Source organism: Azospirillum sp. UENF 111221, assembly GCF_058780625.1.
Genome location: NZ_JBSNCH010000003.1, coordinates 377,576 through 403,562, shown reverse-complemented (window position 1 = coordinate 403,562; position 25,987 = coordinate 377,576). Strand labels below are relative to the sequence as shown.

General features: G+C 68.2%; 22 protein-coding genes and 1 pseudogene. 16 read left to right on the top strand and 7 right to left on the bottom strand.

The window, feature by feature from the left end; all coding sequences use genetic code 11:
- Positions 1-9: 9 nt before the first annotated feature.
- On the bottom strand, positions 10-741 hold the full coding sequence (locus ACWPN3_RS10115) for a hypothetical protein (protein WP_492261318.1): 732 nt from the start codon (positions 739-741) through the stop codon (positions 10-12).
- A gap of 301 nt (positions 742-1,042) precedes the next feature.
- On the opposite strand from ACWPN3_RS10115, the gene phoU reads away from it, so the two are divergent.
- From phoU to ACWPN3_RS10100, 3 genes and pseudogenes are all read left to right on the top strand, one after another.
- Positions 1,043-1,813, top strand: a complete 771-nt coding sequence (gene phoU, locus ACWPN3_RS10110) for a phosphate signaling complex protein PhoU (RefSeq protein ID WP_109451432.1) — start codon at positions 1,043-1,045, stop codon at positions 1,811-1,813.
- A gap of 217 nt (positions 1,814-2,030) precedes the next feature.
- Positions 2,031-3,185 (top strand): annotated as a pseudogene (locus ACWPN3_RS10105) (ATP phosphoribosyltransferase regulatory subunit).
- Positions 3,186-3,332: 147 nt separating this feature from the next.
- Complete coding sequence (locus ACWPN3_RS10100; protein WP_109451440.1) at positions 3,333-4,625, top strand: adenylosuccinate synthase; 1,293 nt, start codon at positions 3,333-3,335, stop codon at positions 4,623-4,625.
- Between the two features lie 85 nt (positions 4,626-4,710).
- Here ACWPN3_RS10100 and ACWPN3_RS10095 read toward each other — a convergent pair whose 3' ends face one another.
- Together ACWPN3_RS10095 and ACWPN3_RS10090 are read right to left on the bottom strand one after the other, a co-directional pair.
- The gene (locus ACWPN3_RS10095; protein ID WP_109453261.1) at positions 4,711-5,415 is read right to left on the bottom strand and encodes an SDR family oxidoreductase; all 705 of its coding nucleotides are present in this window, start codon (positions 5,413-5,415) and stop codon (positions 4,711-4,713) included.
- Positions 5,416-5,515: 100 nt separating this feature from the next.
- Positions 5,516-5,968 (bottom strand): RrF2 family transcriptional regulator, encoded by a 453-nt coding sequence (locus ACWPN3_RS10090; protein ID WP_098738201.1) that lies wholly within the window; start codon positions 5,966-5,968, stop codon positions 5,516-5,518.
- Between the two features lie 261 nt (positions 5,969-6,229).
- Between ACWPN3_RS10090 and ACWPN3_RS10085 the strand changes: the two genes are divergently transcribed.
- Positions 6,230-6,862, top strand: a complete 633-nt coding sequence (locus tag ACWPN3_RS10085; protein WP_109451442.1) for an MBL fold metallo-hydrolase — start codon at positions 6,230-6,232, stop codon at positions 6,860-6,862.
- A gap of 359 nt (positions 6,863-7,221) precedes the next feature.
- The gene (locus ACWPN3_RS10080) at positions 7,222-7,989 is read left to right on the top strand and encodes a phage tail protein (RefSeq protein WP_492243169.1); all 768 of its coding nucleotides are present in this window, start codon (positions 7,222-7,224) and stop codon (positions 7,987-7,989) included.
- A 64-nt stretch (positions 7,990-8,053) separates the two neighbouring features.
- On the opposite strand, the gene ACWPN3_RS10075 is transcribed toward ACWPN3_RS10080, so the two are convergent.
- Together ACWPN3_RS10075 and ACWPN3_RS10070 are read right to left on the bottom strand one after the other, a co-directional pair.
- Entirely contained in the window at positions 8,054-8,875 is an 822-nt protein-coding gene (locus tag ACWPN3_RS10075) for a ParB/RepB/Spo0J family partition protein (RefSeq protein ID WP_492261317.1), read from the bottom strand.
- Between the two features lie 139 nt (positions 8,876-9,014).
- Positions 9,015-11,165, bottom strand: coding sequence for a methyl-accepting chemotaxis protein (locus ACWPN3_RS10070; protein WP_492261316.1), 2,151 nt, complete (start codon positions 11,163-11,165; stop codon positions 9,015-9,017).
- Positions 11,166-11,553: 388 nt separating this feature from the next.
- Here ACWPN3_RS10070 and ACWPN3_RS10065 point away from each other — a divergent pair, with 388 nt between their 5' ends.
- Complete coding sequence (locus tag ACWPN3_RS10065) at positions 11,554-12,030, top strand: class I SAM-dependent methyltransferase (protein ID WP_109451857.1); 477 nt, start codon at positions 11,554-11,556, stop codon at positions 12,028-12,030.
- Positions 11,969-13,366 (top strand): class I SAM-dependent methyltransferase, encoded by a 1,398-nt coding sequence (locus ACWPN3_RS10060; RefSeq protein WP_492261315.1) that lies wholly within the window; start codon positions 11,969-11,971, stop codon positions 13,364-13,366. Before ACWPN3_RS10065 ends, ACWPN3_RS10060 begins: the two co-directional genes overlap by 62 nt.
- A 40-nt stretch (positions 13,367-13,406) precedes the next feature.
- On the opposite strand, the gene ACWPN3_RS10055 is transcribed toward ACWPN3_RS10060, so the two are convergent.
- Positions 13,407-15,566, bottom strand: a complete 2,160-nt coding sequence (locus tag ACWPN3_RS10055) for a malate synthase G (RefSeq protein ID WP_492243166.1) — start codon at positions 15,564-15,566, stop codon at positions 13,407-13,409.
- 159 nt (positions 15,567-15,725) lie between these two features.
- Positions 15,726-16,973, bottom strand: a complete 1,248-nt coding sequence (locus ACWPN3_RS10050) for a hypothetical protein (protein ID WP_492243165.1) — start codon at positions 16,971-16,973, stop codon at positions 15,726-15,728.
- 206 nt (positions 16,974-17,179) lie between these two features.
- On the opposite strand from ACWPN3_RS10050, the gene ACWPN3_RS10045 reads away from it, so the two are divergent.
- From ACWPN3_RS10045 to sufU, 9 genes are all read left to right on the top strand, one after another.
- A complete protein-coding gene (locus ACWPN3_RS10045) occupies positions 17,180-18,268 on the top strand; it encodes a hypothetical protein (protein ID WP_492243164.1) in 1,089 nt (362 codons plus the stop codon).
- The gene (locus ACWPN3_RS10040; protein ID WP_109451849.1) at positions 18,265-18,690 is read left to right on the top strand and encodes a phage holin family protein; all 426 of its coding nucleotides are present in this window, start codon (positions 18,265-18,267) and stop codon (positions 18,688-18,690) included. The genes ACWPN3_RS10045 and ACWPN3_RS10040 overlap by 4 nt, the downstream gene beginning before the upstream one ends.
- Before the next feature lie 11 nt (positions 18,691-18,701).
- Positions 18,702-19,736 carry a hypothetical protein gene (locus ACWPN3_RS10035; protein ID WP_492243163.1) on the top strand — a complete coding sequence of 345 codons (1,035 nt, stop codon included), beginning with the start codon at positions 18,702-18,704 and terminating at the stop codon, positions 19,734-19,736.
- Positions 19,737-20,049: 313 nt separating this feature from the next.
- Complete coding sequence (locus ACWPN3_RS10030; protein ID WP_109451845.1) at positions 20,050-20,520, top strand: SUF system Fe-S cluster assembly regulator; 471 nt, start codon at positions 20,050-20,052, stop codon at positions 20,518-20,520.
- 45 nt (positions 20,521-20,565) lie between these two features.
- Positions 20,566-22,050 carry a Fe-S cluster assembly protein SufB gene (gene sufB / locus ACWPN3_RS10025; RefSeq protein WP_109451843.1) on the top strand — a complete coding sequence of 495 codons (1,485 nt, stop codon included), beginning with the start codon at positions 20,566-20,568 and terminating at the stop codon, positions 22,048-22,050.
- Between the two features lie 80 nt (positions 22,051-22,130).
- Complete coding sequence (gene sufC / locus ACWPN3_RS10020) at positions 22,131-22,883, top strand: Fe-S cluster assembly ATPase SufC (protein ID WP_098738189.1); 753 nt, start codon at positions 22,131-22,133, stop codon at positions 22,881-22,883.
- Entirely contained in the window at positions 22,883-24,250 is a 1,368-nt protein-coding gene (sufD, locus tag ACWPN3_RS10015) for a Fe-S cluster assembly protein SufD (protein ID WP_247873322.1), read from the top strand. Before sufC ends, sufD begins: the two co-directional genes overlap by 1 nt.
- A 2-nt stretch (positions 24,251-24,252) precedes the next feature.
- On the top strand, positions 24,253-25,515 hold the full coding sequence (locus ACWPN3_RS10010) for an aminotransferase class V-fold PLP-dependent enzyme (protein WP_492243162.1): 1,263 nt from the start codon (positions 24,253-24,255) through the stop codon (positions 25,513-25,515).
- Positions 25,512-25,979, top strand: a complete 468-nt coding sequence (gene sufU, locus ACWPN3_RS10005; RefSeq protein ID WP_098738187.1) for a Fe-S cluster assembly sulfur transfer protein SufU — start codon at positions 25,512-25,514, stop codon at positions 25,977-25,979. Before ACWPN3_RS10010 ends, sufU begins: the two co-directional genes overlap by 4 nt.
- Positions 25,980-25,987: the final 8 nt, after the last annotated feature.

Below are 25,987 nucleotides of genomic sequence, written 5' to 3'. Positions count from 1 at the left end.
GCCCGCCGCTCAGAAGCGGATCAGCCGGCCGAGCGCCGGACCGCCGCCGGCCGCGGCCTTCTCGTCGATCTTCACGGTGAAGGACTTCTGCCCGGCGGCGATCTTGTAGAGCCCGCCCGGTTCCAGCCCGGCGCCGCTCTTGGCGGTGTCCAGCGTGGTGCCGGGAACATTGACCGTGCTCAGCGCGATGCCCTGCACGTCCAGCCGGTCGATGGTGACCGGGCCGGGCGCCGACAGGATCAGCACCGGATGGGTCTTGAACAGGGTCAGGTCCGGCTTGGGCAGCGGCGCCTTCATGCCCGCCAGGGCGATGGGGGCGCTGCGGAAGACGGTCACCCCCGCCTTTCCTGCCTCGTTGGAAGCCAGCAGCAGCTTGCCGCCGTCGCAGGGCAGCGTGTGGCGGTCGATGCTGCCGCCCTGCACCGCCGATTCGCGGGCGCCGACCGTCACCGAACCGCCGGTGATCGTCTCGTTGACGCAGGATTCCAGATAGCTCAGCGTCAGCGTCTGCCCGGCCTTCAACGTGAGCGTGCGGCCTGCCGCCAGATAGTCCATCGGCTGCACGCCGTCGACGCCGTCCGACACATCCTCAACCAATGCGGTGGGTGCGGCCGGGGCCGGAGCCGGATCCGCGGCGAGCGCCAGCGGCGATGCAGCCAGCAGAAGCAGGGTTCCGGCAACGGCGGAGCGGACGGGCATCTGAAACGCGACGGACATGGCAACGGACATGGCGACGGACATGGAAAAACGGCCTCCCGGTCAGTGCAGGGGGCTGTACCCCCTACGGACGGCATCACTATAGCTGCTGTTTCCTTTAACGAAGTTACCGGGGTACTTCAAATCCAATACGCCGCCGCCGCTTCCGATCACAGCGATGCCGCCGGTAAATTCCCGTCATCCCGGCGACATCCTATTGTCAAGAAAGTGAAATACTCCCGCCACAACGCCGTCATGACCACCGGCTAATATACACCTCCCGCGCGTGGCGGCCTTCCGGGTCCCGCCGGATGGGACGGACATCATTGGAGCGTCGCGACCGAACATGGGTACCGAACACATCGTCCGCTCCTTCGCGCAGGAATTGCAGCGTCTGTCCAACCTCGTCACCCAGATGGGCGGCGTGGCGGAAGCCCAGGTGGAGGCCGCGGTGAAGGCGGTGACCCGCCGCGACGTCGGGCTGGCCTCCCAGGTGATGCAGGCCGATGCCCGGCTCGACGCCTACGAGCGCGACATCGACGCCGAGGCGGTGCGGCTGCTGGCGCTGCGCCAGCCGATGGCCCAGGACCTGCGCGAGATCGTCTCGGCCCTGAAGGTCTCGGCCGATCTGGAGCGCATCGGCGACTATGCCGCCAACGTCGCCAAGCGGTCGCTGGCGCTGGCCCAGGTGCCGGTGGTGCGGCCGGCCGCCGGCATCCCGCGCATGGGCCGGCTGGTCGAGGCGATCCTGAAGGAGGTGCTCGACGCCTATATCGAGCGCGACGTCGACAAGGCCATCGCCGCCTGGGAGCGCGACGAGGAGCTGGACGACCTCTACACCAGCCTGTTCCGCGAGGTCCTCACCTACATGATGGAGGACCCGCGCAACATCACGCCCTGCACGCATCTGCTGTTCATGGCGAAGAATCTGGAGCGCATCGGCGACCACGCCACCAACATCGCCGAGATCATCCATTTCCTGGTGGTCGGCAGCCCCCTGACGGTGCTGCGCCCGAAGAACGACGGCAGCAGCTTCGCCGTCGTCACGCCGATGGCGCCGGATAGCGACACGGCGTTCCCGCTCGACGAGGATGCCGGCCCCGCCGACGCCGGCTGACCCCCTCCCCGCCCGCCTCTCGCACTTGCCCGGACCGCCGCCGGCGGCGACACTTTGTCCGGCCACAGCCTGCGGATTCGCACGCGCAGGGGAGATACCGCCACGGTGCGGGGCTTTTCCGTTTGCATGCGGCGCGGGGGTCGGGTATTAGCCCGCCCCGTGTGCCCGACATCAGCCGCGGCATCCCTTTCCCTGCCTGCAACGAGACACGCTGGTCATGCCCGCCGACGCACTGAGCTCCGCCCTGCTTCCCGCCGGACTGCACGACGTGCTGCCGTCCGAAGCGGCGCATGAGGCGGCCGCCGTCGAACGCCTGCTGGCGGAATTCGCCGCGCAGGGCTACCGCCGCGTCGATCCGCCGCTGGTCGAGTTCGAAGAGAACCTGCTCTCCGGCCCCGGTGCCGCGATGTCCAAGCAGACCTTCCGGCTGATGGACCCGCATTCGCAGCGGATGATGGCGGTCCGCGCCGACATCACCCCCCAGATCGCCCGCATCGCCACCACCCGCCTGAAGAACGAGGCCCGGCCGCTGCGCCTGTGCTACGCGGGCCAGGTGCTGCGGGTGAAGGGATCGCAGCTGCGCCCCGAACGCCAGTTCACCCAGGTCGGCGTCGAGCTGATCGGCGCGCTGGAGGCCGAGGCCGATGCCGAGGTGGTCCTGCTTGCCGTCCAGGCGCTGACCGCCATCGGCGTGCCGCACCTGTCGGTCGATCTCTGCGTGCCGACCATGGTGTCGCGCATCTGCGCCGGCCTAGGGCTGGGCGAGGACGAGATCCGGCAGCTGCGCGCCGCACTCGACCGCAAGGACTTCGGCTGCCGTGGCGGCCGTCGGCGGCCCTGCCGCCTCGCTGCTGGAAACGCTGATGAGCGCGTCCGGTCCCGCCGACCGCGCCATGCAGGCGCTGGCCGCCCTGCCGCTGCCGGAGGGGGCCGAGAAGGACCGCCGCCGGCTGACCGACACGCTGGCCCTGCTGCGCGCGGCGATGCCGGACCTGACGGTGACCATCGATCTGGTGGAGCATCGCGGCTTCGAGTACCAGACCGGCCTCAGCTTCACCCTGTTCTCCCGCGCCGCGGGCGAGCTGGGCCAGGGCGGGCGCTACCGCGCCGGCGCCCAGGGGAAGACCGCGGCGAGCCGGCGACCGGCTTCACGCTGTACATGGATACGCTGCTGCGCGCGGTTCCGGCGGCCAAGGCCCCGGGCCGGGTCTATGTGCCGCATGGCAGCGGCTGGGAAACGGCGCGCAGGCTGCGGGCCGACGGATGGGTGACGGTCGCCGGGCTTGCCCCGGTGGCCGATGCGGCCGCGGAAGCCAGACGGCTCCATTGCGGCCATTGGCTGGTTGGCGGGGACGTCAAGCCGGTCGGGTGACCCTGGGTTCAAACGACTTGCGTTCACGGAAGTTGGGTTCAAGCGAGTTGGGTTCAGGGTGAACGGGCCCCCACGCCGCGCGGATGGTACCCTGCGGTGGATCGGGAGGCTGAGCGGTTCCTTTTTGAAGTTTTGCGGAGACGAGAGATGGCCAACGTTGCGGTGGTCGGCGCCCAGTGGGGCGACGAGGGCAAGGGCAAGATCGTCGACTGGCTGTCCAGCCGGGCCGATGTGGTGGTGCGCTTCCAGGGCGGTCACAACGCCGGCCACACGCTGGTGATCAACGGCGTCGAATACAAGCTGAGCCTGCTGCCGTCCGGCGTGGTGCGCCAGAGCAAGCTGTCGGTCATCGGCAACGGCGTCGTCTTCGACCCCTGGGCCTTCATCCGCGAAGTCAACGCGATCAAGGAAAAGGGCGTCACCGTCAACCCGGAAAACCTGATCGTCGCCGAGAACGTGCCGCTGATCCTGCCGGTGCACAGCGCACTCGACAAGGCGCGCGAAGAGGCCAAGGGCGCCGGCAAGATCGGCACCACCGGCCGCGGCATCGGCCCGGCCTATGAGGACAAGGTCGCCCGCCGCGCCATCCGCCTGTGCGACCTGACCGACGACGCCGTGCTGGTGGAGAAGGTCGACGCCCTGCTCGCCCACCACAACGCGCTGTTCCGCGCGCTGGGCGCGCCGGAGATGACCCCGGCCGACATCCTGGAGCCGCTGCGCGAGATCGCCCCGCAGGTCCTGCCCTACGCCGCCGTCGTCTGGAAGCAGCTGGACGAGTTGCGCCGCGCCGGCAAGCGCATCCTGTTCGAGGGCGCCCAGGGCACGATGCTGGACATCGACCACGGCACCTACCCGTACGTCACCTCCTCCAACACGGTGGCCGGCAACGCCGCCGCCGGCAGCGGCATGGGCCCGCGCGCCGTCGGCTATGTGCTGGGCATCTGCAAGGCCTACACCACCCGCGTCGGCTCCGGCCCCTTCCCGACCGAGCTGAAGGACGAGATCGGCGAGCTGATCGGCCAGAAGGGCAAGGAGTTCGGCGTCGTCACCGGGCGCAAGCGCCGCTGCGGCTGGTTCGACGCCGTCATGGTCCGCCAGGCGGTCAAGACCGGCGGCATCGACGGCATCGCCCTGACCAAGCTCGACGTTCTGGACGGCTTCGACGAGATCAAGGTCTGCGTCGGCTACCGCCTGGATGGCCAGGAACTCGACTATTACCCGTCGAACGCCGGCTCCCAGGCCCGCGTCGAGCCGATCTACGAGACCTTCGAAGGCTGGAAGGACACCACCCGCGGAGCCCGCTCCTGGGCGGAGCTGCCGGCCCAGGCGGTCAAGTATGTCCGCCACATCGAGGAGCTGATCCAGGCCCCGGTCGCCCTGCTGTCGACCAGCCCGGAACGCGACGACACCATCCTGATGACGGACCCGTTCGCCGACTGAGCTGGCGGGAGCTTCCCAAGAAAGAAGGGCCGGCATTTCGCCGGCCCTTTTTCGTTTCCGCTGTCCCAGGTCGGGCCACCCCCGATCACACCGACCGCGTCAGCCCGCCATCGACCCGGATGTTCTGGCCGGTGATGTAGCCGGCGCCCGGCGAGGCCAGGAAGGCCACCGTGGCGGCGATCTCCTCGCTGCTGCCGTAGCGCTGCATCGGCACGCTCTGGCGCCGCTCCTCGGTCGCGGGCAGGCTGTCGATCCAGCCCGGCAGGACGTTGTTCATCCGCACATTCTCCGCCGCATACTGCTCGGCGAAGAGCTTGGTGTAGGCGGCCAGACCGGCCCGCGCGACGGCGGAGGTCGGGAACATGGCGCTCGGCTCGAACGCCCAGGCGGTGGAGATGTTGACGATGGAGCCGCCCTTCTGCCCGACCATGATCGGCGCCACCAGCCGGACCGCCCGCACGACGTTGAGGAAATAGACCTCGATGCCGCGGTGCCAGTCCTCGTCGCTGATCTCCAGCAGGGCGCCGCGCGGACCATGGCCGGCGCTGTTGACCAGCGCGTCGATGCGGCCCCAGCGCTCCATCGTCGCATCGACCAGCCGCTTCAGATCGTCGTTCGACTGGTTCGACCCGGTCACCCCGATGCCGCCCAACTCCCCGGCCAGAGCCTCGCCCTTGCCGGAGGAGGACAGGATCGCGACCTTGAAGCCGTCGGCCGCCAGCCGGCGCGCCGAGGCCGCACCCATGCCGCTGCCGCCGGCGGTGATGACGGCAACCTTTTCGTCGGACATGCTCATTCCTCCCAATCCTTTGGTCGCCCAACCATAAGGGCGGCCGGTCGCCGCCTCAAATGCGATTTCAGGCGGGCCGGCCCCTGCGGAGCGGAGAGCGTCAGATGTCGAAATTGGCGGCGATGGTGCCGGTGGACTGGCGATGACGCAGGGCGTCGGCCAGCGTCTGGTTGTCGAGCACGGCGGCGGTGGCGTCGCGGACCTGGACCATCAGCCAGCGCACCGAGCAGGTCTCGGTATCGATGCAATCCTCGCACGGCCGGAAGGACGCCTTGCTGGCGCAGGGAATCGGCGCCAGATGGCCGTCGATCAGGCGGATCACCTCGCCGAAGGTGATCTCCGCGGCCGGGCGGGCAAGCCGGTAGCCGCCGCTCTTGCCGCGCTTGGCGAACAGGATGCCTTCCTTGCGCAACTCGACCAGGATCGCTTCCAGGAACTTGCGCGGGATGTTCTCGCGCTCCGCAATGTCGGCGATCAGGATCAGGTCGCCATTGTCCTTCTCCGCCAGCATGATCAGGGCACGCAACGCGTATTTGGCTTTCTGCGACAGCATTCCGGCGGAATCCGTATTATGGCGGCGGCGGTTGGGTGGTCCGCCCCGATCTAAAGCTTCGGTGGTTAACATTTCGTACCGGTCCGTTATTCCACCCCAGGGCGTAACTTGCGGCCGGAACCCGCGGACCTTAGATCGGATCGCAGAAAATCGGAATCGAATTGACGCGCGAATGGTTTGCGGCATCCGTCGCGGGCGCGTTAAGGTCACCCCGCCCATAGGATCATTCCGCCATTTTCCCGCAGAACCGAAGGTCAGGCCATGCAGTACGCCATCGTTCCGGTCACCCCGTTCCAGCAGAACTGCACGGTGCTCTGGTGCCCCGAGACGATGAAGGGTGCCGCCATCGATCCCGGCGGCGACCTTGACCGCATCCTGGCCGCCGTGAAGGCGAAGGGCGTGACGCTGGAGAAGATCCTCGTCACCCATGGCCACATCGACCATGCCGGCGCCGTCGCCGACCTGGCCGACAAGCTGACGCTGCCCATCGAGGGCCCGCACCGCGACGACCAGTTCTGGATCGACGGCATGCCGATGCAGAGCCAGATGTTCGGCTTCCCGCCGGTGCGCTCCTTCACCCCCGGCCGCTGGCTGGAGGAGGGCGACACGGTGACCGTCGGCAACCAGACGCTGGAGGTGCGCCACTGCCCCGGCCACACACCCGGCCATGTCGTGTTCGTCCATGTGCCGTCGAAGCTCGCCATCGTCGGCGACGTGCTGTTCCAGGGCTCCGTCGGCCGCACCGACTTCCCCAAGGGCAACCACGGCGACCTGATCGCCTCGATCCGCGACAAGCTGTTCCCCTACGGCGACGACATCGCCTTCATCCCCGGCCACGGACCGATGTCGAGCTTCGGCGAGGAGCGGCTGTACAACCCGTTCCTGAACGATTAACCGTCGCACAGTCGGAAATCTTCCGATTCGGAACTCGGGCAGTCAGGCTGAACACGCAAGTCCTGTAGCGCGTCTGCTCTCCTTCGCGCCTTCAGGCGTCGGAGATGGCTGCCCGTCCCTTATGGGGGTGGCCTTGGAGCCGTGCGCCTGCCTGAAGGCTCCAATTTTTCGATAAGACACAACTTTCAAGACCATGATTCGCGCTATTTTCGCGAAAAAGTTATGAGCACGCAATTTTTATAATTTCAATTTGAATGTCTCCATCGGATATGCGCGAATATGCACGACAATCATCACTTTTTATCCTCATCGGTAGCAAAAATATCTCTTAAAGCAATCCGAGCGCAAAAGGACTTATCATGAGAAAGATGTTACTCTCCGCCGGTTTTGCCATTGCGAGCGGCATGGCGCTCTTCAGCGCGCCGGCCGTCGCGTGTAACGTCGAACCCTATATCGGCACGATCTGCACCTACTCCTTCGATTGGTGCCCGCAGGGCTATGTCACGGCCGACGGCCGGACCTTGGCCGTCCGGGAGAACCAAGCGCTGTTCGCGCTGATCGGCTATCGCTACGGCGGCAACAATGCCGATCTCTTCGCCGTCCCCGACCTGCGCGGCCGTGCCGCCATCGGTTCCGGCACCGGCCCCGGCCTGGCGACCATCAACATCGGCGCCAAGGTCGGCCAGCAGGAACTGCTGCTTTCGGCGGCGCAGGTCCCGCTGCAACCGCATACCCACACCGCAACTTTCACCGGCACCGGCGGCGGGTCGGGGGGCTCGACCACGGTTCCGTTCACCGGCACCGTGAGCGTTCCCATCACCACCGGCGGCACCCCGGTGTCGGCTCCCACCTCGGGCACCGTCTATCTCGGCGGCACCGTCTTGGACGATGGCGGCAGTGGCATCACGCTGACGGGGCCGTACAACACCACCGGTCCGGGCACCGGCGCCAAAGTGGCGGGCACGGCCAGCGGCAGCATCACCGTCCCGAACACCGGCATCACCGGCGGCACAGTGGCGGTCGCCCCCGCCGCAGCCGGTGCGACCCAGAAGGTCAGCACCCAGTCGCCAGCAATCGGACAGACCGTCTGCATCGCCACCGTGGGCCTCTATCCCAACCGTCCGTAACGGGAGTTCGACGGCGCAACTCCACCGAAAGGTGGAGTTGCGCTTTTCACGGCGGATCCCGCCGTCAATCGACCGACGGATCGTCGCCCAGCAGCAGGTCGATGCGCCGGCGCAGGCTGATCAGTTCACGGCGCTGCATGTCGTCGACATAGGCGCGGTGCTCACGCGGATCGCCCAGCCGGGCGGTGGCGCGGCGCAGCGCGTCGAGGAAGCGGCCGACCGCCGACATGGTGCGCAGTGACGGTTCCTTGGCGGCGTCCTTGCGGCTGCGGGCCGCCTGCACCGTCCCGTCGCCGGCCTTCACCTGCTCCCACAGGGCGATCTGCTCGTCCAGATCCTTGATCCAGGCGATTTCGATCAGGGTGGAGCGGGACACGTCATGGTGGGCGGCGGCATATTCCTGCTTGATCGTCTCCGGCAGGCTGTTCAGCCGCAATGTGTGGCTGACGTTGCTCTGGCTCTTGCCGATGATGCGGCCCAGCTGTTCCTGGGTGTAGCCGAAGCGGTCGATCAGCCGCGCCAGCGCCTCCGCCAGTTCCAGCGCGTCGAGGTCGACGCGCTGGACATTCTCCACCAGCGTCAGCTCGTCCGGATTGCCGGAGGTGACCAGCGCATAGATGGTCGCCAGCCCCAGCATCTCATGCGCCCGCAGCCGCCGCTCCCCGGCGACCAGGCGATGGCCGCCCACGACCTCCTGCACCAGCACCGGCTGCTTCAGCCCGTAATGCGCGATCGAGTTGGCCAGCCCCTGCATGTCCTGCGGGTCGAAATGGCGGCGCGGCATGCTCGGGTTGCGCATGATCCTGGCGACATCGAGTTCCAGCAGCCGGGGCGGCTTGCCCGTATCGTCGAACAGATCCGAGTGATCGGGTGCGAGCGTCGGCATGTCCTGGTCTGGTCCCCTGGTTCCCGGTCCTTCCGGCCCCGCAACGGTGCCCCGGCCGTTGCGGCTCTGTCAACGGCACAGTGAGAAGAAAAGGAGAACAGGCCCCGCCGGCTTCGCTGCCGCCGGCAGGGCCGGTCCCTCACGCGGCCTTGATGTCGGCCAGGAAGCGCTCGATCTCCGTCCGGAGATGCCCGGCCTGCCGGGTCAGATCCTGGGACGAGACCAGCACCTCGCCGGCAACCGTCTTGGTCGTGTCGGCGGACCGCGCCACCCCGTCTATGATCGCGGTGACCGATTGCGTCGCCTTGGCGGCCTGTTCGGCGTTGGCGGCGATGTCCATCGTCGCGGTGCCCTGCTCCTCGATGGCGCCGGCGACGATGCTGGAGATGCGGCCCATGTCCTCGATCACCGTCGCGATCTGGCCGATGGAGGCCGCGGCACCGTCCGTCACCGACTGCATGGTGCCGATCTGGCTGCCGATCTCGTCGGTGGCCTTGGCGGTCTGCGCGGCCAGATGCTTGACCTCGTTGGCGACGACGGCGAAGCCCTTGCCCGCCTCCCCCGCCCGTGCCGCCTCGATGGTGGCGTTCAGCGCCAGCAGGTTGGTCTGCGCCGCGATGTCGTGGATCAACTGAACGACGGTGCCGATGCGGCCGGCGGTCTCCACCACGGCGCGCATGGTTTCGCCGGCCTGCGCGGCGGCGCCGATGGCGGCCTGGGTGATCCGGCCCGACTCCTCGATGTGGCGGCCGATGTCGCCGATGGAGGCGCGCAGCTGGTTGGCCGCCGAGGCCACCGTCCCGACATTGCTCGCCGTCTGGTCGGCAGCCGCGGCGACGCTGGTCGCCTCGTGCAAAGTGCGGTCGGCGCCGTCGCTCATCGATCTGGCCGTCGCCTCCAGCCCGCCGGCGGCGCTGGCCACCGCGCGGACGATGCCGCCGACCCGCGCATCGAACCCATCGGTCACCCGTTCCAGCTGGCGGGTGCGTTCCTCGCGCAGCGCGCGGACCCGCTCCTGTTCGGCATGAAGGTCGTCGGCCTTGATCAGCGCCTCCTTGAAGACCTGCATGGCCCCGGCCATCCGGCCGATCTCGTCATGGCGGTCCTGCGCCGGCACGGCCAGCGCACGCTCGCCCTGGGCCAGCCGCTGCATGGCATCGCACATCGACGACAGCGGGCGGGTGATGCCGCGGGCGAACAGCATGCCGCCCAGGCAGATGACCAGCAGCAGAGCCGCCCCGGCGCCGATCATGTTGTCGCGCATCGACTTGACCGGCGCCAGAATCTCGTCGACGCCGGCCTCCGCCAGCACCAGCCACTGGACGCCGTTGTGCGTCATCGGGCGATAGGCGGTCAGGGCGGGACGGTCGCCGGAGATGTTGGCCGCCTCGACCACGCCGGTGTGGTCGGCATCGTTCCTGATGACGCCCATGGCGCCGCCCTCATAGGGCTTCAGCACCGCCGGCCCCGTCGCAAATCGCGGCGTGCTGCGCAGCTTGCCGTCCTCGCCGACCAGGAAGGTGTCGCCGCTGTCCCCCATCCCGCCGGTGGCGCGCATGATGCGGTCGAGCCCGCTCGGCTCGATGCGGAAAACCAGGGTCGCCAGCATCTGCACGCTGCCATCCGGCTGGCGCAGCGCCACCGGCGTCGCGAGGAAGGCCGACGGGGCGCCGCCGGCCGGCGCATAGGCGCTGAAATCGGCGGTGCGGGCCTCGTCCGGCTTGGGATCGCGCTTTACCGAGTTGGCCAGCGCGGCAAGCGGACCGTCGGCGGCCGGCTTGCCGAAGTCGCCGCCCTTCGCGGCGCTGTAGAGGACGGTTCCATCCTGCGACAGCAGCAGGACGTCGGCCAGCCCGCGGCGCAGCATCAGGTCGGTCATCCAGGAATGGAGCCTGAGATGCGCCATGTCGTACATGGTGCTGCCCTCCGGCTTCTCCATCTTGTAGCGCTCGGCCGGCGGGTTGGGGTTGTCGTCGACATAGCGCTTGCGCAGCAGGGTGCCGGGGTCGCCGCGGTCGCCCTCGATCCTCCAGCCATTGCCCAGCGCCACCGCCGCGTCCCGCATCGAGCGCGTGTTGGCGGTGAGGACGATGTCGCCCTCCAACCCTTCCAGATAGGACTGGACGCTGGCGGCGCGGGCATCCGCCAGCGCCACCAGCTTGTCCTGTGCCGCGGTGCGCAGACGGTCGGTGGCCGCGGAATAGGCGAAGCTGCCAAGCAGCACCGCCGTCAGCACCGCCGACCCGACCACCGCGCCGGGTATCTTGTGGCGCAGAAGCAATCTATTCAAGGTTGTGCTCCTCCCGTACGGGCTTAAGGTGCCGGTTGGCCCGGCTTCACTGGCGCGGCAAGCGTCCGGTCCCTTCCCCGGAATGGTTCCCAACCGAAAGGGCGGCCCGCCACAGCGCCGTACACATACAATCCTATTGGCGAACTGTTAACAAACAGACACACAAGTTTAATCGTTTTGTTAAACGATCGTTCAAAATCCATTCGGCTGGCGCAATGAAACGTAACTTAGTAGAAAGGGGTTACGCAGAGCCGAGGATTTGATCGGGCGTCTGTTGGGAGGTCGATCGATGTCACTTGCTGAGCGCAAGCTTTTTGTCGAGCGCTGGATTCGCTCACCACTGAAGGTCGCATCGGTAACTCCAAGTGGACCTGAACTGTGCCGGGCGATGGCGAAGGCCGCCCAGTGCAGCCCCACGCGGCGGGTGGTGGAGCTGGGGCCGGGCACCGGTCCCGTCACCTCGGCGCTGCTGGCCCATGGCGTCACGCCCGACAATCTGCTGATGGTGGAACTCGACCCCGCCTTCGCCGATCATCTGTCGATGCTGCACCCCAGCGCCACGGTGGTGCGCGGCGACGCGACGCGGGTGCACCGCATCGTCCGGGCCCATGGCTGGGAGAGCTGCGACGCGGTGGTCTCCGGCCTGCCGCTGATCGCCATGCCGCTGTCGGTGCAGGCGCGGATCGTGCGCGGCGCCTTTTCCGTGCTGGCGCCCGACGGCGTTTTCGTGCAATTCACCTACGGTCCCTTCGCCCCGGTCAATCCGGAACTGATCCGGCGGCTGCGGCTGAAGCCGCGGCGCCATGCCTGGATCGCCCGGAACCTGCCCCCGGCGTCGGTCTGGACCTTCCGCAGGCTGCCCTGACGACGAGTCATTTTCGACCGCTGATACCGTACTGGACGAGGCGCGCGCCCTGATCAACGCGCGCCGTTACCGCCCCGCCCTGCGCCTGCTCCGCGGCGCCCCCTCGTCCTCCGGGACCGAGCGGCTTCATCTGCTGGGATTGGCCCATCTCGGCCATCGCGGTCCGGCCGCCGCCATCGCCTGCCTGCGCCGGGTCTTGGCCGACAGCCCCGGAGACGCCGACCGGCTGGCGCTTCTCGCCAGGGCCCATCAGGCCGACAACGCCCCCTTCCCGGCCGTCACCCTGCTGGAGCGCGCCCTGCGCGTCACCCCCGGACGCCCCGACCTGACGGCGGCGCTGGCCGGAGCGTTGCGCCGCGACGCCCGCTACACCGACGCGATTGCCGTGACGCGCGAGGCGCTGGCCGCCGGCGACCTCTCCCCCGACATCCGCTTCGAGGCCGCCACCGCCGCGGCCTATCTCGGGCGTGACGGGGAGGCGCTGGCCCATTTCAACGCGCTGCTGGCCGACGATCCCGAGCACGCCGCAGGCTGGTTCGGCAGCCATGCCCAGGCCCTGCACGACCATGGCCCCGACGAGTCCCTGCGCCGGCTGCGCCGCGCCACCCGCTGCGGCGGTGCCGCCGGCAAATACTGGGGCTATCTCGCCGCCACCCTGCGGCTGCTTGGCCGGGATGCCGAGGCCGACGCGGTGGAGCAGGCGGAGGTCGGCGACAATCCGAAGCGCCGCCCACTGCCGGACGGGGTCAAGGCGCTGCTGCCGAAGCTCTCCGCCGACTTCCGGCTGTTCGGCAACAGCGGCCGGCTGCTGCGTCATGCGGTCGCATGCGCCGCCACGCCCGGTCTGGTGCTGGAGTTCGGCGTCCGGCGCGGAACCTCGCTCGACCACATTGCCGACGCGGCGGGCCAGGAGGTCCACGGCTTCGATTCGTTCGAGGGCCTGCCGGAGGGCTGGGTCAACTCCCCCCGCGGCGTGCTGACCACCGGCAGCCAGCTGCCGCCGGTGCGTGACAACGCCCGGCTGCATGTTGGGTGGTTCGAGGACAGCCTGCCGCCCTTCCTCGCCGCCCATCCGGGACCGGTGCGCTTGGTCAATGTCGACAGCGACATCTACGCCTCGGCCCGCACCGTGCTGACCGCGCTGGCGGACCGGGTGCGGCCGGGAACGATCATCGTCTTCGACGAGTATATCGGCAACCGCAGCTGGCGCGACGACGAGTACCGGGCGTTCCAGGAATTCGTCGCGGAGAATGCGGTCCGCTACGAGTATTTCGCCGCCAGCCCCTACACCAAGCAGGTGGCGGTGCGGGTTCTGGAAATCGGCCACTCGAAATAAGTGCTGCGGGGAGCGACGCCCCCCGCAGCGAAGACCGGCCTCAGCCGGCCGCCTTCACCTGACGGCGGCGCGCATGCAGCACCGGCTCGGTGTAGCCGTTCGGCTGGACGCGGCCCTTGAACACCAGATCGCAGGCGGCCTGGAAGGCGATGCTGCCGTCGAAGTTGCCGGCCATCGGCTTGTACAGCGGGTCGCCGGCATTCTGCTTGTCGACGACGGCGGCCATGCGCTTCATGACCTCCATCACCTGGGCCTCGGTGCAGATGCCGTGGTGCAGCCAGTTGGCGATATGCTGGCTGGAGATGCGCAGGGTGGCGCGGTCTTCCATCAGCCCGACATCGTGGATGTCCGGCACCTTGGAGCAGCCGACGCCCTGGTCGATCCAGCGCACCACATAGCCGAGGATGCCCTGGGCGTTGTTCTCCAGCTCCTGCCGGACCTCGTCCTCCGACCAGTTGGGGCGGTCGGCCAGCGGGATGGTCAGGATGTCGGACAATGCTGCGGCCTGCCGCTTGGCCAGCTGGTCCTGCACCTCGGCCACATTCACCGCGTGATAGTGGGTGGCGTGCAGGGTGGCGGCGGTCGGCGACGGCACCCAGGCGGTGTTGGCGCCGGCCTTCGGATGGCCGATCTTGGCGACCAGCATGTCGGCCATCAGGTCGGGCATCGCCCACATGCCCTTGCCGATCTGGGCGCGGCCCTTCAGCCCGGCGCGCAGCCCGACATCGACATTGTTGTCCTCATAGGCGGAGATCCACTTGGTGGCCTTCATCGCCGCCTTGCGGACAACCGGGCCGGCCTCCATCGAGGTGTGGATCTCGTCGCCGGTGCGGTCGAGGAAGCCGGTGTTGATGAACACCACCCGGTCCTTGGCGGCGCGGATGCACTCCTTGAGGTTGACGCTGGTGCGGCGCTCCTCGTCCATGATGCCGACCTTGAGGGTGTTGCGGGCCATGCCCAGCAGATCCTCGACGCGGCCGAACAGCTCGTCGGCGAAGGCGACCTCTTCCGGCCCGTGCATCTTCGGCTTCACGATGTAGACCGAGCCGGCGCGGCTGTTGCGCAAGCCCCCCTCAGCCTTCAGATCGTGCAGGGCGATCAGCGAGGTGAAGACGCCGTCGAGGATGCCTTCCGGCGCCTCGCTGCCGTCGGCCAACTTGACCATGTCGATGGTCATCAGATGGCCGACGTTGCGGACCAGCAGCAGGCTGCGGCCATGCAGGGTGACGCTGCCGGTCGGCGTGGTGTAGGTGCGATCCGGGTTCAGCTTGCGGACGACGGTTCTGTCGCCCTTGGGGAAGCTGGCCTCCAGCGTGCCCTTCATCAGGCCCAGCCAGTTGCGGTAAGCGACGACCTTGTCCTCCGCATCCACGGCGGCGACGGAATCCTCGCAGTCCTGGATGGTCGACAGCGCCGCTTCCAGCACGACGTCGGCGACACCGGCGGCATCGTCCTTGCCGATCACGCTGCTGCGGTCGATGCGGATCTCGATGTGGGTGCCGTTCTGGACCAGCAGCACGGCCGACGGCGCCGAGGCCTCGCCCTGCCAGCCGACGAAGGCGGCCTTGTCCTTCAAGCCGGTCTTGCGCCCGTCCTTCAGGGTCACCGCCAGCGCGTCGCCCTCGACGGCATAGCCGACGGCATCGACATGGCTGGCGTCGGCCAGCGGAACGCTGTCGTCGAGGAACTTGCGGGCCCAGGCGATCACCTGCGCGCCGCGGGCGGCGTCATAGCCGCCGGCCGCCGGGGTGCCGGGGATGGCGTCGGTGCCGTACAGCGCGTCGTACAGGCTGCCCCAGCGCGCGTTGGCGGCGTTCAGGGCATAGCGGGCGTTGGTGATCGGGACCACCAGCTGCGGGCCGGCGAGATAGGCGATCTCCGGATCGACATTGCCGGTGCCGACCGCGAAGTCGCCGCCCTCCGGCACCAGATAGCCGATCTCGCGCAGGAAGGACTCGTAGTCGGCCTGATCGAAGAGCTTGCCGCGACGGGCGGTGTGCCACCCGTCGATCTGCGCCTGCAGGCTGTCGCGTTTGTCCAGCAGAGCCTTATTGCGCGGCGCCAACTCGTGCAGGAGCTGGTCGAGGCCGGTCCAGAGACGGTCGGCGTCGACACCGGTTCCCGGCAGCGCCTCGTCATTGATGAAGTCGTACAGCGGGCGGGCGATTTCGAGGCCGCCACGGCGGATCCAGTTGCTCATCTCGTTGCGTGTCCCATTCTCTTGCGCTCGGTTCGCAGACTCCTCTCCGGGAGTCTTTGTCATCGGTTATCGCGTCTTCCGATTGACCCGGTCAACACAATGTCGCACCGCAGCGTATGGAGAAATGGTAGCAGGCGGCCGGCACCGGGCCGGCCGCGCTCACGCCAGCATATTCAGCACCGTTGCCGGCTGGTTGGCCGAAGCGGCGGCCGTCGACAGGGCCGCGCCATCTGCCCCATCGGCAGCGTTATCGGGCGCCCCGCTGGCCCCGACCGCCTGCCCAAGCTCCTTGGCCGACCCGAGCGCCGCGGCGCGCAGGGCGTTGACCTCCTTCTGGGCGGCTTCGACCATCTTGTCGTCGGCCTTGAAGCCTTCCCGCCGCTCGCGCCGACGCTTTTCCGACTCGTCCAGCATGTTGGCGGCCTTCGCCTCGCCGATGATGCGCTTGGAGGTGGCAAGCACCCCCTCAACCCGCTGGCCGAAGGTGTCCGCCTCGCGGTAGCGCGACATCTTCAAGGCGTTGTCGGACATCAGCTGCTGAATCATCGCGCTTCGCCCGCCGGTGCCGGCCGACGCCGCGGCTGGGTGACTGCCGGCAGGCTGGCCAGGAGCGGCCGGATCGGTGTCGGACTGATCGGCCCCTGATGGATCGGTGTCGGACTGATCGGTGTCGGACGGGACGGCGCCGGTCATCCCGCCATTGCCCAGGCCCGACAGCACATCCTCCACCAGGCGGGCGATGTCGGCGGGCAACTTGCCGTCCCGCATCTCCGCCGCCCCCGCCGACTGCGCATCCGAATCGGCGCCGGCATCGGCCGCCATCAGGTCGGCGGTACTTTCCGCGGAACCGGCGGCGGCCGACGCCCCGTCCCCCGTCGAGAAGCCGATGGTCAGCGTCACCTCGGTCTGTTGCAGGGTCAGGCTGGTGGTCGTGCGGGTGATCGTCGTCTCCGACGACAGCATCGTGGCGCCGCCGGTGGCATCGCCGGGCAACCCCAACTCCGCCGCGGCCTTGATGCCGGCCCCATACTCCTTGGCGGCGCGCCCGGCCTCGCGCGCCAGCAGCGTCGCTTCCCGCGCCAGGGTCGCCAGCTTCTGCGGATCGCCCTGGGCAAAGCGCATCGCCAGTTTCAACTGTTCGATCTTGCGTTCGACCTGCTCAAGCCGCGCGGCAGCCGCCTGCTTGGGCCCGCCGACCCGCCTCGCCTCCTCCAGAGCCGCCTGGGCGCTGGCATGGTCGCTCTGCCATTTGGTCGCGGCCTGGGTCAGCGCCTGCGCACGCTCCGCCTTCTGGGCGAGCTGGCCGTGGGCGTCCTTGGCCTGCAGTTCCTTCTCCCAGGGTTTCCTGGCCTGCTGCAGGCGGAAAAGGCCGGCCTGACCGTCGGCCACCACGCTGAAAACGCTCATGCCGCCCCCCCCGGTCCGGCCGAACCAACTTGTTCGCGGCAAAGTTTAGCACAATCGCAGAAACTGTCCATTTCGCGCGGTGCGTGCGTGGAACCCCGAAGGCTTGGGCGGTGTTTCACTTCCCGACACCCGCTTCCGCAACGGGCGGTTCGATACCGCAGGCGCGGAGCCACGGAATACCGGAATCCCCGAGGAGGAAAGACAAGATGCCGAACCGCGACATGACCGGCACCGGCGGACCGACCCCGACCGGCTCCACCACCGGAAGTTCTACCGCTGGAAGCTCGTCGACCGGAAATTTCGCTGCCGGCAGCTCCAACATCGGCGGCAGCGTCGATGAGATGAAGAAGACCGTCAACCGCGCGGCCGACGACGTGATGTCCACCGGGCGCGAGACGCTGGGCAACGCCCAGGGCCGCATCCGCTCGCTGCTGGAACAGCAGACCGGCCGCGCCGCCGATCAGCTGGGTGGCGTCGCCAACGCCCTGCACAAGGCCGCCGAGCAGCTGAACGAGGAAAATGGCGGCGTGGTCGCCGATTACGCCGAGCAGGCGGCCAGCCGCGTCGAACGTGTCGCCGACATGCTGCGCGACGCCTCGGTCGACGACATCGTCGGCGAGGTCGAAGGCTTCGCCCGCCGCCAGCCCGAGGTGTTCATCGGCGCCGCCTTCGCCGTCGGCTTCCTCGCCGCGCGCTTCCTGAAAAGCTCCAGCGACCGCCGCATGCACCGCGCCTCGACCTCGCTTCGCGGCAACGCGCACCCGTCGCAGACCGTGCGCACCGCCCGCGGCGCCTCCTACGACGCCGGTCGCGATACCGGCCGCGACCGCAATCGCGACACTGGCCGCGACACGGGCCGCGACACGACGCCCAGCCGCGGCATGGCCGGCGGCATCGGCGAGCCCGTCAGCCGCAGCACCCCGTCCCACAGCGCCGACACCCCGACGACGGGCTCGTCCAGCGTGAACACCGGCCACCTCGCCGGCCGCATGGACTCCGAACGCGGGTCGGAGCGCCTGGGTGAGCCGAAGCCGGCCGCCGGCCGCATCGGCATGCCGCTGTCCACCGCTCCGGCCTCGGTCACCGGCCACGGCGCCGCGCCGTCGGCTGACACCGCTCTCGGCACCAGCACCATCGGCACGCCGGCCGGCGTGTCGGGTGCCGCCGCCAGCACCGTCAACTCCGGCACCGCCGGCATTGGCGGCGTCCAGGGCGGCGGTGTCCAGGGCGGCAGCCACGGCGGCCCTGCCGGAGCCTCCTCCTCCACCTCCAAGCCGCAGGGTCAGCGTCCATGAGCGCCGCCGAGAACCGCTATGACGAGCCGCGGGATCCGCGGCAGGACCGGCCGCTTGCCGGCCTGTTCGCCGATCTCGCCCGCGAATCCGCCAACCTCGCCCGATCCGAGATCGCGTTGGCGAAGGCCGAGCTGACCGACAAGGCCACAGAGGCCGCCGGTGGCGTGGCCTTCATCGCCGTCGGCGGACTGGTCGCCTTCGCCGGCGTCCTGGTCCTGCTTGCCTCCGCGGTTCTCGGCCTGTCCAACGTCCTGGCCCCGTGGCTGTCCGCGCTGATCGTGGGCGTGGTGGTTCTGGCGGTGGGCGGCATCCTGGCTTACGTCGGCAAGAACCGGCTGAGCCCCGCCAACCTCCGCCCCCGCCGCACCATGAACACGCTGGACGAGGACAAGCGCTGGGCGAAATCCCAGCTTGCCCGCTGAGGGGCCGGCCGATGACGGACGACGAACGTCAATCGAAGGATCTCGACGCCCTGGAGGGCGACATCCGCGCCAGCCGCGCGCGCATCGGCGGCACCGTCGATGCGCTGCGCGACCGGACATCCCGTCTGCGCGACAGTCTGACGCGGTGGTCTCCCCAAACCCTGATGGAGAATTCCATGAAGCACACCTATTCGCCGTCGACGCCGGACACCCCGTCCCAGCGCGCCAACCTGCACCGGACCGACCGTTACGAAAGCGGCCAGACCGTCCATTACAATCGCCGGCAGTCCCAGTCCTCCGGGTCTGTGCTGGACAGCGTCACCAGCAACCCGATCCCGCTGGCGCTGGTCGGCATCGGTCTGGGCTGGCTGGCCCTGTCCAGCACCGGCTACGACCGCCGCATCGCCCGCTCCAGCACGGTCCGCAACGCCCGACACCGCGTGGGCGACGCCGTGGACTATGCCCGCGAAACGCTGAGCGATGCCGGCGAGAGCGTCCGCAATGCCGCCAGCTCGGCCTATGACAGCGCCTCGGGTGCGGTCAGCTCCGCCTACGACAGCGCGTCCGGGACCGTCAGCGGCATGATGGGCGGTTCGGACAACGACCCTGTGTCGGGCCACGTATCCGGCCGGGGCGACCTCCACACCCAGCGCCAGTCGCAGGGCTATGTCAGCCGCGGCGTGTCGCGCCTGTCCTCCATGGCACCGTCGACCGACCATCTGCGCCACCGCGCGCACGATATGTCGACCGGCTTCTGGGACCTCGTCGAGGACCATCCCATCGTCGCCGGCGCCATGGGCGTGGCGCTGGGTGCGGCCATCGGCGCCGCCCTGCCCGGCACCCGCTATGAGAAGCAGTGGGTCGGCGACTATGCTGACGAGGCGACCGAGCGGGCCAAGGCCATCGCCATGGACGCGCTGGACCGCGGCACCCGCGCCGCCCAGGCGGCCGCCAATACGGTGGTCGAGTTGGCCAAGGAGGACGTCCGTGACGTCGTCACCGAAGCCACCAACGCCGCCCGCGAAGAGGTGAAGAAGCCGGGCTGATCCCCGCTTCCTTCGCCACCCGGACCGACCCCGCGCCGCCCACGGCGCGGGGTTTTCCGCATTGGGGGGTCTTTTGCCACCCTGCGGCAAACCGCCGCATCGCGTCCCCCGACCTGCGGCTTCGCTGTAGCCTGGGGACGAGCGCCACGCTATAACCAAGCGGTGTTGACGGGTATTGCCGGCACATCAGCCATGCAAACCCGCGAAAGCCGCGGAAATCCTGCACTTTTATCGACAAACGCCCCTTGCCCCCCGGAGCAATCAGGACTAAATTGGTCCTGTATTGGAAACCGGGGTGAAACGGGGTGTGGGCATGATCCGGCTGAGCAAGCTGACCGACTATGCCATCGTCGTGCTGAGCGAGATGGCGCGCCAGGTCGGCACGGTCCATACCGTCGCCCATCTTGCCGACCGCACCGGCGTTCCCGCTCCCACCGTCGCCAAGCTGATGAAGGCGATGACACCGGCCGGGCTCACCACCTCGCAGCGCGGTGCCGCCGGCGGTTATGCGCTGAGCCGGCCGGCCGATGCAATCTCCATCGCGGAAATCATCACGGCGCTCGACGGTCCCATCGCGCTGACCGCCTGCGTCGACGGCGCCGACAGCCAGTGCGGGGTGGAGCAACTTTGCCCCATGCGCGGCGGTTGGGAAAAGGTGAACCGCGCCATCCGCAACGCGCTGGAGGAGGTGTCGCTGGCCGACATGATGGTCCCGATCACCTTCCCGGCTCCCGCAGCCGCAACGAATTCCACAGCCGCCCAGCCGGCCCGCCCTGCGCACTGAACGGCGCGCACCGAACAGCATTCTTGAGAAGGACGAGGCAAAGCCATGGCCGCCCAACCGGAAACCGTCGAGCAGGTCCGCGCCGTCACGGAGCAGAAGTACAAGTACGGCTTCACGACCGACATCGAGGCCGACGTCGCGCCGAAGGGCCTGAACGAGGACATCGTCCGCTTCATCTCCGCCAAGAAGGAGGAGCCGGAGTGGCTGCTGGACTGGCGCTTGAAGGCGTTCCGCGTCTGGCAGACGATGGAGGAGCCGCAGTGGGCCGCCGTCAGCTTCCCGCCCATCGACTATCAGGACGCGCATTACTATGCGGCGCCGAAGAAGAAGGCTGGGCCGAAATCGCTGGACGAGGTCGATCCCGAACTGCTGAAGACCTACGAGAAGCTGGGCATCCCGCTGCGTGAGCAGGAGATCCTGGCCGGCGTCGAAGGGTCGGAGGGCAAGAGCCCGGCCATCGCCGTGGACGCCGTGTTCGACAGCGTGTCGGTCGCCACCACCTTCAAGGCGAAGCTGGAGGAGATGGGCATCATCTTCTGCGCGATCTCCGAGGCGGTGCAGAAGCACCCGGAGCTGGTGAAGAAGTATCTCGGCTCGGTGGTGCCCTACACCGACAACTACTATGCGACGCTGAACTGCGCGGTCTTCACCGACGGCAGCTTCGTCTACATCCCCAAGGGCGTGCGCTGCCCGATGGAGCTATCCACATATTTCCGCATCAACCAGGCCAACACCGGCCAGTTCGAGCGGACGCTGATCATCGCCGACGAAGGCGCCTATGTCAGCTATCTGGAAGGCTGCACGGCGCCCCAGCGCGACGAGAACCAGTTGCATGCCGCGGTGGTCGAGCTGGTGGCGATGGACGACGCGACGATCAAGTACTCGACCGTCCAGAACTGGTACCCCGGCAATGCCGAAGGCGTCGGCGGCATCTACAACTTCGTCACCAAGCGCGGCGCCTGCCGCGGCAAGAACTCCAAGATCTCCTGGACGCAGGTCGAGACCGGCTCGGCGATCACCTGGAAGTATCCGAGCTGCATCCTGCAGGGCGACAATTCGGTGGGCGAGTTCTATTCGGTCGCCATCACCAACAACTTCCAGCAGGCCGACACCGGCACCAAGATGATCCACATCGGCAAGAACACCCGCTCGACGATCGTGTCGAAGGGCATCTCGGCCGGCAAGGCGCAGCAGACCTACCGCGGCCTCGTGAAGATCCTGCCGAAGGCGGAGGGTGCGCGCAACCACACCCAGTGCGACAGCCTGCTGATCGGCGACCAGTGCGGCGCCCACACGGTTCCCTACATCGAGAGCCGCAACCGCTCCGCCCGCATCGAGCATGAGGCGACGACGGCCAAGATCAGCGAGGACCAGCTGTTCTACTGCCGCCAGCGCGGCATCTCGGAAGAGGACGCGGTGTCGCTGATCGTCAACGGCTTCTGCAAGGAGGTCCTGAAGGAACTCCCCATGGAATTCGCCGTGGAGGCGCAGAAGCTGGTGGGCATCAGCCTGGAAGGCAGCGTGGGCTAAGGGCGCGTCCCACCCACCGAAGAGAACGTGAAGACCGGACGGCGTGCCGGCGGCCTGAAGAAGACAAAGAGGCAAAGACGATGATCGAAATCAAGAACCTGCACGCCACCGTGGACGGCAAGGAAATCCTCAAGGGCGTCGACCTGACCATCCGCCCGGGCGAGGTCCATGCCATCATGGGGCCGAACGGCGCCGGCAAGAGCACCATGTCCTACGTGCTGGCCGGCCGCGACGGCTACGAGGTCACTGAGGGCTCGGTCACCTATTACGGCAAGGACCTGCTGGCGATGGAGCCGGAAGAGCGGGCGGCCGAGGGCGTCTTCCTGGCTTTCCAGTATCCGGTCGAAATCCCCGGCGTCGGCAACACCACCTTCCTGAAGACCGCGATCAACGCCATCCGCAAGCATCGCGGCGAGAAGGAACTCGACGCCATGCAGTTCCTGAAGCTGATCCGCGAGAAGACCAAGGCGCTCGGCATGTCGGACGAGATGCTGAAGCGCGCGGTCAATGTCGGCTTCTCCGGCGGTGAGAAGAAGCGCAACGAGACGCTGCAGATGGCGGTGCTGGAACCGAAATTCGCCATCCTCGACGAGACCGACAGCGGCCTCGACATCGACGCGCTGAAGATCGTCGCCGAGGGCGTCAACGCCCTGCGCTCGCCGGAGCGCTCGATGCTGGTCATCACGCACTACCAGCGCCTGCTCGACTACATCGTTCCCGATCATGTCCATGTGCTGGCCGCCGGCCGCATCGTCAAGTCGGGCGGCAAGGAACTGGCGCTGGAGTTGGAGAAGAACGGCTACCGCGACTTCGGCGCGAGCGAGGCAGCGTGATGACGGCCAACCACTCTCCTCTCCATCCGATGACCTACTCGACGCGCGGCGCCGATCCGGCGACGGCGCCGGCCCTCCTGGCACCGCTCGATCAGGTCGGCGCCGGCCTGCCCGGCAGCGGCCTGTCCTGGCTGACCGATCTGCGCGCCGTCGGCCGCGAGCGCTTCGCCGCCGTCGGCCTGCCGACGATCAAAAACGAGAGCTGGCGCTACACCAACCTGCGCGACCTCGCCAAGACCAGCTTCCAGCCGGCCGCCCCGGCGGCGGCGGCCATTGACCTGCTGCCGACCGTGAGGGCCGAGGGGCAGGACGGTCCGCGTCTGGTCTTCGTCGACGGCCGTTTCCGCGGCGACCTGTCGTCGGTCGAGGGCCTGCCGCCGGGCGTGGAACTGCTGAGCATCGCCGCTGCCCTGACCAGCCACACCGACCTGCTGGCCGACCATATCGGCCGTCTCGCCGCGGCGGACGACCGTCCGCTGGTGGCGCTGAACAGCGCCTATCTCGCCGACGGTCCCGTCCTGCATGTGCCGGCCGGCGTCCAGGTCGAACGCCCCATCGAGCTGGTCTTCGTCTCGGTCGGGTCGGAGGTGCAGGCGACCTCCTGCCACCCGCGCAGCCTGCTGATCGCGGAAGCGGGCTCCAAGGCGGTGGTGGTCGAACATCATGTCGGCCGCGGCACCGGCACCACGCTGGCCAATCACGTCACCGAGGTCTTCGTCGGCGAGGGCGCCACCCTGCACCATTACAAGTCGCAGCGTGACGGCGGCGGCGCCATCCACCTGTCGCACATCGCGGCGACGGTGGCGACCGGCGGCTGCTACGACAACTTCATCCTGACCACGGGCGCGAAGCTGTCGCGCAACGAGGTGGTCAGCCGCCTCGACGGCACCGACGCCCGCACCCATGTCAGCGGCGGCTATCTGGTCCGCGGCACCCAGCATGCCGACACCACCACGCTGATCGTCCACGCCCAGCCCAACGGCACCAGCCGCGAGGTCTACAAGGGCGTCATCGACGACACCGCCCGTGCGGTGTTCCAGGGCAAGATCACCGTCTGCCCCGGCGCGCAGAAGACCGACGGCTACCAGTTGAACCGCGCCCTGCTGCTGTCCGACGGGGCCGAGATCGACAGCAAGCCGGAACTGGAAATCCATGCCGACGACGTGAAGTGCAGCCATGGCTGCACCGCGGGTGAGCTGGACGACGACGCGCTGTTCTACCTGCGCGCCCGCGGCATCGACCGCGACACCGCCCAGGGCCTTCTGATCGGCGCCTTCCTGTCGGAATCCCTTGGGGAAATCGCCGAAGAGTCGATCCGCGACGCCTTCCAGGGGATCGTGGCCGGCTGGCTGGAGGAGCAGAAGTAACCATGTCCGATGCCATCCTGAACCAAGCCTACGACGTGCAGCGGGTGCGGGAGGATTTCCCCATCCTCGCCCGCAGCGTCCACGCCAGGAAGGGAAAGCCCGGCAAGCCGCTGGTCTATCTGGACAGCGGGGCGTCCGCCCAGAAGCCGCGTCAGGTCATCCAGGCCATGACCCGCTTCCTGGAGGAGGATTATTCCAACATCCACCGCGGCGTCCATTTCCTGTCGCAGACCGCGACCGACCAGTTCGAGGCGGTGCGCACCAAGGTCGCGCGCTTCCTGAACGCGCCGAACGACCGCTGCATCGTCTTCACCCGCAGCTCGACCGAGGCGATCAACCTCGTGGCCTCCAGCTATGGCCGCACCTTCCTGACCGAAGGCGACGAGGTCATCCTGTCGATCATGGAGCATCACGCGAACATCGTTCCGTGGCAGCTGCTCCAGGCCGAGAAGAAGATCGTCATCAAGGTCGTGCCCTGCGACGAGGACGGCGTCCTCGACATGGACGCCTACCGCAGCCTGCTGTCCGACCGCACGAAGCTGGTGGCGATCACCCACTGCTCCAACGTGCTGGGCACCGTCACCCCGGCGAAGACCATCGCCAGGCTGGCGCATGAGCGCGGCGTGCCCGTCCTGTTCGACGGCAGCCAGGCGGTGGTGCATGGCACGGTCGACGTGCAGGACATCGATGCCGACTTCTACGTCTTCACCGCGCACAAGCTGTATGGCCCGACCGGCCTCGGCGTGCTCTACGGCAAGTACGACCTCCTGAAGAAGATGCCGCCCTACCAGGGCGGCGGCGACATGATCGAGAGCGTCAGCTTCGACAGCACCACCTTCAAGGCGCCGCCGTCGCGCTTCGAGGCCGGCACGCCGCCGATCACCGAGGTGATCGGGCTGGGCGCCGCCATCGATTATGTCGAGGCTCTCGGCCGCGACGCCATCGCCGCGCACGAGCACGACCTGCTGCAATACGCCACCCAGCAGCTGTCGCAGATCGACGGGCTGCGCATCGTCGGCACCGCGCCCGGCAAGGGGCCGATCGTCTCCTTCGCGCTGGAGGGTGTGCACCCGCACGACGTCGGCACCATCGTCGACCAGTATGGCGTCGCCGTGCGCGTCGGCCGCCATTGCGCCGAGCCGCTGGCCGAGCGGTTCGGCGTCGGACCGACCGTCCGCGCCTCCTTCGGCCTCTACAACACCCGGGAGGAAGCCGACGCCCTCGTCCAATCCCTCCAGGCGGTCAAGGAGTTCTTCGGAGCATGATGGACGATCTGCGCGAGCTGTATCAGGAAGTGATCCTGGACCATGGCAAGCATCCCCGCAACTTCCGCCATCCCGACGACGCCAACCGCGAGGCGAAGGGCGAGAACCCGATGTGCGGCGACCGCTTCATGGTCTATCTGACCCTGAAGGACGGGGTGGTCGACGACGTGGCCTTCCAGGGCCGCGGCTGCGCCATTTCCACCGCCAGCGCCTCGATGATGACGGAGCTGGTGCATGGCAAGACGGCGGCGGAAGCGGAAAAGCTGTTCCACGCCTTCCACGAGCTGTGCACCCAGGACGAGCCCGACATCCCCGAGGGTGTCGACGACGAGACGATGGAAAAGCTGATGGTGATGTCCGGCGTGCGCCAGTTCCCGGTGCGGGTGAAGTGCGCGACCCTGGCCTGGCACGCCATGAACGCGGCACTCCACGGCGAGGCTTCGGCCTCCAGCGACCAGTTTTGACGGAAGGG

Bases quoted from the DNA above. Each gene is read 5' to 3' on its own strand.
- ACWPN3_RS10100 (WP_109451440.1), top strand. From the start codon at position 3,333: ATGGCCAACGTTGCGGTGGTCGGCGCCCAGTGGGGCGACGAGGGCAAG.
- ACWPN3_RS10115 (WP_492261318.1), bottom strand. From the start codon at position 741: ATGTCCGTCGCCATGTCCGTTGCCATGTCCGTCGCGTTTCAGATGCCC.
- sufD (WP_247873322.1), top strand. From the start codon at position 22,883: ATGACGGCCAACCACTCTCCTCTCCATCCGATGACCTACTCGACGCGC.
- sufC (WP_098738189.1), top strand. From the start codon at position 22,131: ATGATCGAAATCAAGAACCTGCACGCCACCGTGGACGGCAAGGAAATC.
- ACWPN3_RS10085 (WP_109451442.1), top strand. From the start codon at position 6,230: ATGCAGTACGCCATCGTTCCGGTCACCCCGTTCCAGCAGAACTGCACG.
- ACWPN3_RS10075 (WP_492261317.1), bottom strand. From the start codon at position 8,875: ATGCCGACGCTCGCACCCGATCACTCGGATCTGTTCGACGATACGGGC.
- ACWPN3_RS10040 (WP_109451849.1), top strand. From the start codon at position 18,265: ATGAGCGCCGCCGAGAACCGCTATGACGAGCCGCGGGATCCGCGGCAG.
- ACWPN3_RS10045 (WP_492243164.1), top strand. From the start codon at position 17,180: ATGCCGAACCGCGACATGACCGGCACCGGCGGACCGACCCCGACCGGC.
- ACWPN3_RS10060 (WP_492261315.1), top strand. From the start codon at position 11,969: ATGCCTGGATCGCCCGGAACCTGCCCCCGGCGTCGGTCTGGACCTTCC.
- ACWPN3_RS10095 (WP_109453261.1), bottom strand. From the start codon at position 5,415: ATGTCCGACGAAAAGGTTGCCGTCATCACCGCCGGCGGCAGCGGCATG.
- phoU (WP_109451432.1), top strand. From the start codon at position 1,043: ATGGGTACCGAACACATCGTCCGCTCCTTCGCGCAGGAATTGCAGCGT.
- ACWPN3_RS10030 (WP_109451845.1), top strand. From the start codon at position 20,050: ATGATCCGGCTGAGCAAGCTGACCGACTATGCCATCGTCGTGCTGAGC.
- ACWPN3_RS10055 (WP_492243166.1), bottom strand. From the start codon at position 15,566: ATGAGCAACTGGATCCGCCGTGGCGGCCTCGAAATCGCCCGCCCGCTG.
- ACWPN3_RS10065 (WP_109451857.1), top strand. From the start codon at position 11,554: ATGGCGAAGGCCGCCCAGTGCAGCCCCACGCGGCGGGTGGTGGAGCTG.
- ACWPN3_RS10050 (WP_492243165.1), bottom strand. From the start codon at position 16,973: ATGAGCGTTTTCAGCGTGGTGGCCGACGGTCAGGCCGGCCTTTTCCGC.
- ACWPN3_RS10090 (WP_098738201.1), bottom strand. From the start codon at position 5,968: ATGCTGTCGCAGAAAGCCAAATACGCGTTGCGTGCCCTGATCATGCTG.
- ACWPN3_RS10035 (WP_492243163.1), top strand. From the start codon at position 18,702: ATGACGGACGACGAACGTCAATCGAAGGATCTCGACGCCCTGGAGGGC.
- ACWPN3_RS10080 (WP_492243169.1), top strand. From the start codon at position 7,222: ATGAGAAAGATGTTACTCTCCGCCGGTTTTGCCATTGCGAGCGGCATG.
- ACWPN3_RS10010 (WP_492243162.1), top strand. From the start codon at position 24,253: ATGTCCGATGCCATCCTGAACCAAGCCTACGACGTGCAGCGGGTGCGG.
- sufB (WP_109451843.1), top strand. From the start codon at position 20,566: ATGGCCGCCCAACCGGAAACCGTCGAGCAGGTCCGCGCCGTCACGGAG.
- sufU (WP_098738187.1), top strand. From the start codon at position 25,512: ATGATGGACGATCTGCGCGAGCTGTATCAGGAAGTGATCCTGGACCAT.